This is a genomic window from Stenotrophomonas maltophilia group sp. Smal32 (assembly GCF_030237085.1).
In the GTDB taxonomy this organism is placed as follows: domain Bacteria; phylum Pseudomonadota; class Gammaproteobacteria; order Xanthomonadales; family Xanthomonadaceae; genus Stenotrophomonas; species Stenotrophomonas maltophilia_Q.
The window spans coordinates 18,242-29,513 of sequence record NZ_JASJSI010000050.1 but is presented as its reverse complement, the minus strand read 5'-3'; the positions used below and the strand labels follow the sequence as shown (position 1 = coordinate 29,513).

Sequence of the window (11,272 nt, the reverse complement as noted above, 5' to 3'; positions counted from 1 at the left end):
GGGCGCGGCGCTGCTGCTGTGGTTGCCTTCCGGCAGCTGAACAGCGCCGGGGCACGGTAACCCCGTTGCCGGCCCCACCCCGTTTCCCCCACGGTTCCCCAAGGAGAATCACCATGAACCGCAAGCTCACCCTGCTCCTCCCGCTGGCCCTGATGGCCGCCTGCAGCCAGACCCCGGCCCCGGCCGGCAACGGCGGCGACGACGTGGCCCCGGCCGCGGCCAAGGCAGCAGACCAGCAGACGCTGGCGCACCTGGACGCGCAGCGCCTGCAGAGCCAGCACTGGCTGCTGCAGCAGGCCACCGGTGCCGACGGCAAGCGCATCGACGCGCTGTTCGCCCGTGAAGACAAGCCGGTCACCCTGGACTTCGCCGACGGCCGCCTGTCGGTCAGCAACGCCTGCAACCACATGGGCGGCAGCTACACCCTGGCCGACGGCAAGCTGACCGTGGGCGCGATGGCGTCCACCATGATGGCCTGCACCGACAAGGCGCTGATGGCGCTGGACGAGGCCGTGTCGAGCCGCCTGCAGGGCGAGCTGAAGGCCACGCAGGATGCCGATGGCAAGCTGACCCTGACCACTGCCAAGGGCGACGTGCTGGTCTTCAACCCGGAACCGACCGCTGAAACCCGCTATGGCGGCGCCGGCGAAACCGTGTTCCTGGAAGTGGCTGCGAAGACCGAAAAGTGCTCGCACCCGCTGATCCCGGACTACCAGTGCCTGCAGGTGCGTGAAGTGAAGTTCGACGACAAGGGCCTGAAGCAGGGCGAGCCAGGCAAGTTCGAGAACTTCTACGGCAACATCGAGGGCTACACCCACGAAGACGGCGTGCGCAACGTGGTGCGCGTGAAGCGCTACGAGGTGAAGAACCCGCCGGCCGATGCGCCGTCGCAGGCGTACGTGCTGGACATGGTGGTCGAGTCGGCCATCGAGGAGAAATAAAACGATGGAAGGGCGGCCGAAAGGCCGCCCTTCTTCATTGCGTTGCAGGTTGTAGCGCCGGCCGCTGGCCGGCTGCCACGCCTGGCGCCGGCAGCACACGGACGTTGCCGGCCAGCGGCCGGCACTACCCACATGCATCTGGGAGATCGGCATGAAGCACGTCCCCGTCCTCCTGGCCACTGCACTGCTGGCCGTGTGCGTCGATGCCTCCGCTGCCAGCACGCCCACCACCGCCCAGCTCGAAGCCCACACATGGCAGCTCACCCGCGCCACAGATGCAAAGGGCAGGCGCATCGGCGCGTTGTTCGTCCGCGGTCGCGCGCCCTATACGCTGCACTTCGGGCACGGTTACCTGAGCGAGTTGAACCTGTGCAACAACGTCAGCAGCCAGTACCGGATGCAGGGCAACGCACTGATCCTGGAGAACGGCATCCAGACAGTGGCCGGATGCATGCGTGGTGACATCGTCGTGCAGCAGGAACGTGCTGGAACGCTGATGAGCAGCCGGAGCCCGGCACCGACGCTTGAGCTGGATGACCGCGGCGCGCTGGTACTGCGCAACGCGCAGGGCGACACCGCGGTGTTCGAACCGGCACCGCTGCCAACGAATGGAAGGTAGAGCCGAGCCCGCGCCCGGCTGAAATCCCGCGGATCCTGCATGCTAACGTTCCGCGATGAAGATTCTTGCCCTCTCCGGAAGCGTACGCCGGCGGTCGACCAACACCGCTCTGCTGATGGCGCTGAAGGCCATCGCACCGCCCGGAATGGAGATTGAGGTCTACACTGGCATCGGCGAACTGCCGGTGTTCTCCCCGGATCTGGAAGGCGCCGACGAACCTGGCAGCGTGACCTGCTTCAAGGCGGCCATCGCGCACAGCGATGGCGTGCTGGTATGCAGCCCGGAATACGTGCGCGGCATTCCCGGCGGGCTCAAGAATGCGATTGACTGGCTGGTATCCGGCGACCAGATCGTCGGTCGGCCCATTGCGTTGGTGCACGCGTCCCATCGTGGCGAGGACATGCTGCAGGAACTGCGCGCGGTGCTGTCCACGGTCAGTGCCGCGTTCAGCACAACGCTGTTCCTGCGTGTACCGGTGCTTGGCCTGGAGCCCGAGCAGGTGATTGACGTACTGCAGTCGAAGGTGCACCGCGCCGACGCTGATACGTTCCTGGCGCGGTTTGCCGATTACTGCCGGTCAATCGTGTAGCAGAAGCAGCCGAGCATCGGCTCGGCTCTACCCTGTGTGCTGCTCAGCCCAGCGCCGGGTTCAACGTGTAGGTGCCATGCAGTGCGGCTTCGGCCAGCACGTGGCCGTGCATGGCGCGGTACGCGTCGGCGGCGGTGAAGCGCTGCGGCAGGTCCAGCGACGCCACGTCCAGCGCGAATACCCGGAAGAAGTAGCGGTGCATGCGCTCGTCGTTGAACGGCGGATACGGGCCGTCATAGCCCAGGTAGTCACCGGCCATGTCCGGGTTGCCCGCGAACCAGCCGGTGAAGTCGTTCAGGCCCTGGCGGCTGCCGGCCGGGCCGGCGGGAGCGGGCTTGCCCTTCACCACGAAGCCGTCGCTGCAGCTGCCAGCGGCGATCTCCTGCACCGTGGCCGGGATATCGGCCATCACCCAGTGCACGAAGTCGCAGCGCGGCTGGTCGCGCGGCACCGTCATGTCATTGCGGCCAACCGTCTCCGGCACGGTCGGCACGTCCGGGTCCACGCATACCAGCAGGAACGAACGGGTGCCGGCTGGCACCCCGCTCCAGGCCAGGTGCGGGTTGCGGTCGGGGGCGAAACCGTTGGCGTCGCCCGCGGCGAACTCACGATCGATCGGTGCGCCGTTGGTCAGGCTGTGGCTGGTCAGCTGCATCGGACTCTCCTCACTCTTCCGGGTAGCCCAGGCGCACCGCAACCGGCGTGAGCTGGGCGAAGGCGGCGCTCATCACGTCGCGGTAGTTGCGCCAGTGGCCGGCAGGCAGGCGCGGGGCGCCCAGCTGTGCCGCCGGCGGCATCGGCCGCTCGAACAGGCGACCCAGCAGTTCGGCCATCGCCTGCGGATCGTTGCCGATCTGGTCGATGCGCAGCAGCACGTGCGGGTACAGGTCATCCTCATGCAGCGTGGCGATCTGGTTCAGCGCGCGGGTCAGCCATTCACTGGCTTCGGCCAACGACGTCATCGCCAGCGGCGCGGCGGCACCGTAGGCCACCCAGTCCAGCAGCATGTCGCGCGGGTCGCGCAGCACCAGCACCAGGCGGCCCTGCGGCAGCTGCGGGCGCAGCGCCCACAGCAGGGCGTTGTCCCACCACAGCAGCCAGTCGATCACGGTGTCGCTCTGCAGGCCACGTGCCGGCAGCTGTTCACGCCAGCGCTGCACCAGCCGCTCCGGCGTCAGCACGCCCGAGGCCAGGTCCTGCAGCGTGTTGTAGTTCTGGAACGCATCATCGGGCGGCGTGTTGGTGTAGCGGTCGCTGCGCAGCACCGGGCTGGCAGCGGCCAGGCCGGTTGCCACGCGCTCAACGCCCGAACCCGGCGCGCCCCAGAGGAAGATCGGCGCGGAGCTGGCATCGCCGTCGATGCTGCCCTTGTCCGGCCAGCTCGGCGGGGACTTGGCCTGTGGCGGCAGTGGCAAGCGCTGCGGTGCCTGGTCGGCCTGCAGCGACAGCCACGTGCGCAGCGCGTCCTGCGGCTGCCCGGCGCGGTCCTGGATCTCGCCCATCCACGTCCGCAGGTCGGCGCGATGGTCTTCCGGCGCCAGCTCGATCAGCGCCTGCACGCGGGCCACGGCGGCGGCGGGATCGCGCTGCAGCAGGCCTTCGACCAGGCGGGTCTCGCCGCTGACGCGGCCCGGTTCCAGGCTGACGATGCGTTCGGCGATCGCTTCAGCCTGAGCATGTTCGCCGACCATGTCATGCAGGCGCAGGCGCGCCTCCAGGGCCGGCAGGTGCGCGGGCATGGCCGCCATCCAGCGCTCGACCGCGGTCACGGCGCTTTCGCTGCCCACCTGCTCGATGGCCAGTCGCGCCAGCCACACGTCGTGCAGCTGGTCGTTGCTGTCCAGCACCGCATCCAGGCGTGCGCGCGCTTCGTCCTCGCGGCCCAGGCGCTGCCAGGACATCAGCAGCAGCTGCAGCACCTGGCGGTCTTCCGGCTGCGTCTCCAGCAGCGGCAGCAGGTAGTCCAGGGCCTGCAGCGGCTGGCCATTGCGCAGCGACAGCTCACCCGCCAGGCGGCGCATCGACGGTACGTCCATCTCCGGCTGCTGCAGGGCCACCTGCATGGCCTCGGCGGCGGCCGGCACGTTGCCCTGGCGCAGTGCCAGCTGCACCACCAGGCCATGCAGCGAGGACAGCGACGGATTGAGTTCCAGCACGCGGCGGAACGACTGCTCGGCGAACGCCAGCATGTCCTTGCCGAGGTAGGCAAAGCCCAGCGCGTACAGCACGCGGGTATCGTCCGGCAGCGCCTTGCTGGCCGCCGACAGCAGCGCCAGTGCGCGGTCCGCATCACCGCGGCGCAGTGCAACCATGCCGTCGATGGTCAGCAGTTCCGGATGGTCCGGCTCCACGCGCGCGGCCAGGGTCGAGATGCGCTGCGCTTCGTCGAAGTCATTGCGGCCGATCGCCAGGTGCGCCTGCATCAGATAGGCGGAGAACGAGTTCGGATCGAGGCCGGTGGTGCGCACCAGTGCTTCGTCGGCACCCTCGAACTGGCGCAGTGCCAGCAGAAGGCCGGCATGCTGCAGGTGCAGCTGGGCGTCGTCCGGGGCCAGCCGCAGCGCCTTCTGCAGGGCCTCCATCGCCTCCTCGGCGTTGCCCTGCTGCTGCAGCGCAAGCGCCAGCCAGCGGTGGGCGTTGGCCTGGCCGGGTTCGTCAAGGGTCCACGCCTGGGCCAGCTGCACGGCCTGGTCGGCCTGGTTCTGGCGCAACGCTTGGATGATCTGGTCTTGCATGGCAGTCCGGTTCAAGTGCAAACCCGCATTGTAGCGGGCTGCGCGCTGCCGCCGGTTCAGGCCCGCAGGACCCGCTGCAGGCGCTGGGCGACCCAGCGTTCGGAGAAGCCGTCGCCGCGCCAGTTCTCGATGAACCCGCAGTGGCCGCCCCAGCAGGCGGTTTCCAGGTGCGCCTGGCGTGGCAGCTGCCAGTTGTTGAAGGTGGCATATGGGATCACCGGGTCATCCTGTGCCATCAGGATGTCGGCCGGCACCTGCAGGGTGGACAGGCGGTCACCGGCAATAGAGTAGCCATCGAAATAGGCCTGCAGCGAGCCGAAGCTGGTGTGGCGCTCGACCAGCCAGGCGGTCAGCGCGCGGATGTCCAGCTTCAGCACGCGGTCGTCGCAGTCGCTCAGCTCGGGGAACAGGTCACGCTTGCGGCGCAGCGAACCGGCCCACTTGCGGCGGAAGTACCAGTCGTACATCGCCGGGCCGTTCTCGATGCTTTCCATGGTCAGCGCCGGGTCCAGCACCGGGCACACCGAGGCCACGCGCTGCAGCGGCACGCCGGCGGCCGGTGCGCGCAGGGCCAGGCGCAGCACGAAGTTGCCGCCCAGCGAGTAGCCGGCGGCCACCAGCGGCAGCTGCGGCCAGCGCTGGGCGACGTCACCCGCGGCATGCACCACTTCATCGATCAGGTTGGAGTGGAAGATGCCGGGGTTGAGGTGATGGGTGTTGCCGTGGTCGCGGAAGTTCAGCCGCACCACGTCGAAGCCCTGCTCCAGCATGCGCGCGGCCGCCATGCGCATGTAGCTGGATTCGGCACTGCCTTCCCAGCCATGCAGCAGCAGCGCGATGCCCTTGGGCTCGCGGCCTTCGACATGGCTGTGCCAGCCCTGCAGGCGAACGCCATCGCCGCCATCCAGGATCAGCTCCTCGCTGACCGCACCGGTGGCGGCCAGCAGCAGCAGGCCGCGCTGCAGGCGCATGCGGCTGGAGCTGAGCATCGACTGCAGGTGGGGATTGCGCAGCCAGCGCGGTGGCTGGTAGTCAGCCGCATGCAGCGTCGGCGTGCCGGCGTCCAGGACAGGTGGCGGGATCAGGGCCACCGCAGCCTCACCCGGTGCTCATGGCCGCCACGATGCGCGCGCGCGAGGTTTCCGCGATGCGCCGACGGCCTTCCAGGTCCTGTGCACCGATCGGTGCCAGGAAGTGCACTTCCGCACGTCGCGCCGGCTCGCCGAGCAGGCGCAGGAAATTGGCAAAGAAGCTCTCGTTCGGGCCGAACGCGACGATGGTCTGCGCGTCGCCCTTCACCCCGTACACCAGAGCCACCGGCTGCACCGGCACGCCGGTCTCGACCGCGGCCTGGAAGATGCGGGCGTGGAACGGGCCCACTTCGTGACCGCCGCGGGTCCGCCCTTCCGGGAACACGCCCACGGCCTTGCCTTCGCGCAGGCGGCCGGCCATCACCTGCATCACGCCACCGAGCGATTCGGTGTTGCCGCGCTGGTGGAAGATGGTCTGGCCGCGCGCGGCGAGCCAACCGACCAACGGCCAGCTGGCGATCTCGCGCTTGGCGACGAAGCCCATCATGCGCTGGCTGTGCAGGATGCAGATGTCGACCCAGCTGACGTGGTTGGCGACGAACAGCACGGCACCGGGCAACGGCCTGCCGATCTGCACCAGGCGGAAGCCGAAGATCCACATCAGCCCACCCTGCCACCAGTTGACCACCTTGGCGCCGAGGGTCGCCTCGCCCACGCGCAGCTCGCCCCACGGCGGAAGCATGCCGATCAGGATGAGCGGCAGGAACACGATGATGTGGACCAACAGCAGCGGTACGCGGTACAGGTAACGGCACACACGCGCCACGCCGCCACGGGGGGCCGGAGTGGGGGAAGTCATCCGCGCACGATACCGGAGGGCCGTCATCGCTGCCAGCCGATTTAGGCCATAACAGCCATCGACCGGGGCAATCGGCGGGGAACGCTGGGTTCCGCCACCGTCAACGAGCCCCGGGGGGCTCAGCCGTGACCGGCAGCCACCACCGCCAGGGTCAGCCGCGAGATGCAGACCAGGCGGCCCTGCTCGTCCTCGATGCGGATCTCCCACAGCTGGGTGCTGCGGCCGACGTGCAACGCGCGGGCGGTGCCGGTGACCGTGCCCGAGCGCACGGCGCGCACGTGGTTGGCGTTGATCTCCAGGCCCACGCAGATCTGCTTGCCGGTATCCACGCACAGGTTGCCGGCGCTGCTGCCCAGGGTCTCGGCCAGCACCACCGAGGCACCGCCGTGCAGGATGCCGTAGGGCTGGCGGGTGCGCTCATCCACCGGCATGGTGGCCTGCAGCCAGTCCTCGCCGGCGGCGCTGAAGACGATGCCCAGGGATTCAATCGCCGTGTTGCGGCTGAGCGCGTTGAGCTGCTCGATGGAAACGGCTTCGCGGAAGACCTGGGCCATGCGGGTACCTTCAGAGGATGGGAACAAGGCCGGCGCCGAATGCGGTCAGCATGCGTACCAGCAGCCACTTCGGGCCGACGTTGACTTCGGGGAAGTCGCCGACGGCGACGTAGCAGCGATGGAAATCAGGATCCTGCCGCGGCAGCGGCTGCGGGCACTCCGGGCCGGGCTTGAACTCGTAGTCGGTGGCGTAGCGCCACGGCCAGAAATCAAGGATGGGCAGCGCTTCGGAAGCCTTGCCGACGCTGTAGTTCAGCCCCGACAGCACCGGTGGCTTGGCCCGCGGCGCCACCGTCCAGGAGTTCTGCGGGTGGGTGTCACGCAGGATGCTCTGCGCCAGTTCCTCGGCAAAAACCGGGTCGTCGATGATCACCGCGCCTTCGGTGTTGTAGTTCTCGCTGCGCGGATCGAAGTTGTGGGTGCCGACCACGCCGATGCGGCGGTCGACCACCAGCGACTTGGCATGCAAGCCCATGCGCGCGCCCTTGCGGGTGACCGGCAACGGCTTGTTGACCGCCTTGCTGCCCAGGAACGACGGCCGCGTCTCGGTGCGCAGCAGGCGCGTTTCCACCTCGCTGCCGGCGGCGCGACGGCGCGCGCGTGCGTTGTCGTAGGCACCATCGCTGTGGCGATGGTTCAACGGGCCCTGCCTGCTGCCTTCACCCGAACCACTACTGCTGCCACTGCGTGCGTTGCTGCCGGCGGCACTGCCACCGATCAGCGGGTTGCGGTCGCCCTCGTCTCCCCCCCCGGGCGCGGCAATCGGGTCCGGCAGCAGGTTGCGGTAATCGACCGGCGCATCCAGCGGGAATGGCTTGTATTCGAAGATGTTGAAGCCCAGTTCGCGCATGTTGCGCCGCTTGTACTTGTACGACAGCGCATACACGATCGGGTTGTCGGTCGCCGCCAGGCTGTTGCTGGACACCACCACGCGTGGTGGCTGCGGGCGCTTGCGCAGTTCACGGAACAGCTTCTGCGCCGGCTTGGACAGCACCAGGTACGGTGTCTGCAGGATCACTTCCTTCTGCGCACTGGCGATCAGCGCATCCAGCTGTGGCTCGGTCACATGCTGGCCGGCCAGCGGTGCATCGGCCTTCTCGCGGCGATGCTTGCGTGGCAGGTCGGCCACGTAGCGCACCGAAGCCACTGGTAGCGCGGTATCGACGAAGGACCGGGTGACGAACTCGGTGTCGTTGGCTTCGGCGCTGACCCGCTGTACCCGTTCCGGGCGGCGGAAGGTGGCCGGTGGCAGCGTTGGCACGCCTTCGCGCAGCAAGGTGCGGCCCACGTCGTTCAGGCGCTCGGCCGGGACGCTGCGGTGGGCGCGCCAGAACGCGTCGAAGTTGGCCGCCATCGCACGCGCTTCCGGACCGGCGATCAGCACATCGCGGTCGCGGAAGTTGTACTCGCGGTCCCAGTCGTAATAGTCGTCCTGGTAGTTGCGGCCACCGACCACGCCGATCGCATCGTCGATCACCAGCAGCTTGTTGTGCATGCGCTGGTTGAACCGGCGGAAGCAGCACAGCACGCTGCCGGCATAGTCGAAGTAGTTCAGCCGGGCCTTGCCGAAGGTCGGGTTGTAGACCCGCAGCTGGAAGTTCTGGTGGGCACCGGACAGGGCGCCGAGGATCTGCAGGTCGGAGATCGCCGAGAGCTGGTCGATCAGCAGCCGCACCTTCACCCCGCGGCGCGATGCGGCCAGCAGTTCGTCGATGACGAGGCGGGCGCTGTCGTCCTTGTCGAAGATGTAGGTCTGCAGGTCGATGCTGCGGGTGGCACTGCGCAGCAGGTTCAGGCGTGCGACCAGGGCACCCTCGCCCTCATCGAGCAGGGTGGCGTAGTGGCGCGGTCGTTCCGGGGTGGATTCGGTGAACGCCCGGCCCGCCAGCGCACGCAGCGGCGAGTCCTGCGCACAGCGGTCGGCACGCTGGCAATCAACCACGGTCGAACGTGCCTGCACGGCGATGGCCTCGGCGCGGTCGCGCTCGGCATTCGACAGCGATGCACAACCGCTGCCCAGCAACACGGTTGCCAGCGCCAGTACACGCAGCAGGAGGTTCACGGTTTCGGCGCCTCGCTCAGGCGCGCACGCAATACGAAAGTCACTCGGTCACTCAAGGCAAGCTGCCAGCTGTCCATGCCATACCGGCCTCGCTGCACGGTACCGCGGCTGACGACGTCGCAATCATAGCCGGGTCGGGCGCACTCCGCCTTCTCGACCTTCAGTGTCTCGGGGTGGCTGATCCCGCGCAGGGTCAGCCGGCCATTGATGTCGCCACCGCTCTCCACGGTTTCCGGCCAGTACGGCAGCGAGTCGAACTCGACCAACGGATGGCGGGCGGCATCGAAGAACTCCTCGCCGCGCATCCAGCCGGTGTAGCGTGATTTGCCAGGAATCTCGACCGAGCGCGTGAACATCTTCAGGTGCACCTGGTGGCGGCCGTCGGAGAGTATCTCGATGCGCCCTTCGAAGTGCGGGAACAGGCCTTCGATACGCTGCCCGAAGCGGGTGCGCACCTCGAAGCCGATCTGCGAACGCTGGGTATCCAGGCGCATCACCCGGTGCGCTTCGGCGACCACCGGTGGCAGGGTGGTCGGCGTGGGCACGGCGGCCCAGGCCGGGCCGAGTGCCAGCAGCGCGGGCAGCAGACAGCGGCTGCGCCGCGCCAGGCTCATCGGATCACGGCCACCAGAATGCGTTCAGGCTGGCCACGCCTGGCTCGATCGAGGCCTCACGCGGGAAGCCGAGCACGGCGATGCCCGCCGGCGGCATGCCGCGGTAGTCGCTGCTGGTACCCTCGGTCATCAACGCCACCAGCCGCTCCAGGCCCGGGTTGTGGCCAACGATCAGTACCCGGTCGAGATCACGGCGGTCGTCCACCAATGCCGCCAGGGTGCCGGGGGTGGCTTCGTAGATGCGGTCTTCCAGGCGCTTTTCCACGTAACCGATGGTGCCGAGCACGGCTTCCAGGGTTTCGCGGGTACGCCGCGCCGGTGAACACAGCACGCAGTCCGGCAGCAGGTTGTTTTCCTTCAGCCACTTGCCGGCGGCTTCGGCTTCGGCCAGCCCCACCGGCGACAACGGCCGGTCGAGGTCGGCCTGGCCGGGGGTAGCCGGTTCGGCATGGGCATGGCGCAGCAGGATCAGTTCACGCATCGCGGGTTTCCATGAAGAAGAGGATGCAGCAGAAAGAGTGACGCAGGCATCAAAGCTTGAGCCAGGACAGCAGCGGCTCCCAGTCGGCCTGGTGCTCGCGCACCTGGGCGGAGCGGTAGTCGAACAGGCTGCGGCCGAGGCCGGTCATGACCACGTAGCTCTGGCTGTCACGCAGCTGCGCGACCACCGGGTACGGCCATTCGGCCAGCATCTGCAGCGCCTGCTGCGAGGTCTGGGTCCAGGGCTTGGTGCGGTTCAGGACCAGCCCGACCGGCAGCTTGCGGCTGTGCACCCGCGGGTTCCGGGCCAGGCTGTTGAGGAAGCCGACGATGGCTTCGATGTCCAGCGCCGAGGGCAGCACCGGCACCACCACCGCGTCGGCAGCGTCAAGGAAATGGGGGATATCGTCGGCCAACGCACCGGCCGGTGCGTCGATGATGACGGTTTCGGTGCCGTCGGGCAGCTTCTGTGCCCACTGCTTCTTCCGATACACATCAATGGGGAGCACCGCGCTTTCCAGCCCGGCACGCCGTTGTGCCCAGCGGGTGCTGGAGCCCTGCGGGTCGGCATCGGCGATCACCGTGGCCTTGCCCTGCAATGCCGCGTACGCGGCCAGGTGGGTGGCGAGGGTGGTCTTGCCCACCCCGCCCTTGGAACCGGCCACCAGGATCGTCTTCATGCCAGCCTCGCTTCCGGGTACGTGCCCCGAGCGTACACCGGCGGTGGTGACGGGAGGTAGCACTGTGCTGAACCTGTAGCCATCGCCTTTGCTATCGTGGCGCCCCCG

At 68.3% G+C, this 11,272-nt stretch carries 12 protein-coding genes; 3 read left to right on the top strand and 9 right to left on the bottom strand.

Annotation, left to right across the window (positions count from 1 at the left end):
- Positions 1-113 precede the first annotated feature (113 nt).
- The 3 genes from QRO91_RS13345 (at position 114) to QRO91_RS13335 (ending at position 2,149) form a co-directional block, all read left to right on the top strand.
- On the top strand, positions 114-941 hold the full coding sequence (locus QRO91_RS13345; RefSeq protein ID WP_049429859.1) for an META and DUF4377 domain-containing protein: 828 nt from the start codon (positions 114-116) through the stop codon (positions 939-941).
- Between the two features lie 151 nt (positions 942-1,092).
- Positions 1,093-1,560 (top strand): META domain-containing protein, encoded by a 468-nt coding sequence (locus tag QRO91_RS13340; RefSeq protein WP_049429860.1) that lies wholly within the window; start codon positions 1,093-1,095, stop codon positions 1,558-1,560.
- Between the two features lie 55 nt (positions 1,561-1,615).
- Positions 1,616-2,149, top strand: a complete 534-nt coding sequence (locus QRO91_RS13335) for an NADPH-dependent FMN reductase (RefSeq protein WP_049429861.1) — start codon at positions 1,616-1,618, stop codon at positions 2,147-2,149.
- Between the two features lie 43 nt (positions 2,150-2,192).
- On the opposite strand, the gene QRO91_RS13330 is transcribed toward QRO91_RS13335, so the two are convergent.
- From QRO91_RS13330 to QRO91_RS13290, 9 genes are all read right to left on the bottom strand, one after another.
- Complete coding sequence (locus QRO91_RS13330) at positions 2,193-2,804, bottom strand: YbhB/YbcL family Raf kinase inhibitor-like protein (RefSeq protein WP_049429862.1); 612 nt, start codon at positions 2,802-2,804, stop codon at positions 2,193-2,195.
- A 10-nt stretch (positions 2,805-2,814) separates the two neighbouring features.
- Positions 2,815-4,884, bottom strand: a complete 2,070-nt coding sequence (locus QRO91_RS13325; protein WP_049429863.1) for a tetratricopeptide repeat protein — start codon at positions 4,882-4,884, stop codon at positions 2,815-2,817.
- 56 nt (positions 4,885-4,940) lie between these two features.
- Entirely contained in the window at positions 4,941-5,930 is a 990-nt protein-coding gene (locus QRO91_RS13320) for a YheT family hydrolase (RefSeq protein ID WP_049429877.1), read from the bottom strand.
- Positions 5,931-5,982: 52 nt separating this feature from the next.
- Complete coding sequence (locus tag QRO91_RS13315) at positions 5,983-6,774, bottom strand: 1-acyl-sn-glycerol-3-phosphate acyltransferase (RefSeq protein WP_049429864.1); 792 nt, start codon at positions 6,772-6,774, stop codon at positions 5,983-5,985.
- A 119-nt stretch (positions 6,775-6,893) separates the two neighbouring features.
- The gene (locus tag QRO91_RS13310; protein ID WP_049429865.1) at positions 6,894-7,328 is read right to left on the bottom strand and encodes a hotdog fold thioesterase; all 435 of its coding nucleotides are present in this window, start codon (positions 7,326-7,328) and stop codon (positions 6,894-6,896) included.
- Positions 7,329-7,338: 10 nt separating this feature from the next.
- Positions 7,339-9,390, bottom strand: a complete 2,052-nt coding sequence (locus QRO91_RS13305) for a phospholipase D family protein (protein ID WP_049429866.1) — start codon at positions 9,388-9,390, stop codon at positions 7,339-7,341.
- The gene (locus QRO91_RS13300) at positions 9,387-10,004 is read right to left on the bottom strand and encodes a YceI family protein (protein WP_049429867.1); all 618 of its coding nucleotides are present in this window, start codon (positions 10,002-10,004) and stop codon (positions 9,387-9,389) included. Before QRO91_RS13300 ends, QRO91_RS13305 begins: the two co-directional genes overlap by 4 nt.
- 4 nt (positions 10,005-10,008) lie before the next feature.
- The gene (locus QRO91_RS13295; protein WP_005407539.1) at positions 10,009-10,485 is read right to left on the bottom strand and encodes a histidine phosphatase family protein; all 477 of its coding nucleotides are present in this window, start codon (positions 10,483-10,485) and stop codon (positions 10,009-10,011) included.
- A 49-nt stretch (positions 10,486-10,534) separates the two neighbouring features.
- The gene (locus QRO91_RS13290; protein ID WP_049429868.1) at positions 10,535-11,164 is read right to left on the bottom strand and encodes a ParA family protein; all 630 of its coding nucleotides are present in this window, start codon (positions 11,162-11,164) and stop codon (positions 10,535-10,537) included.
- Positions 11,165-11,272 lie beyond the last annotated feature (108 nt).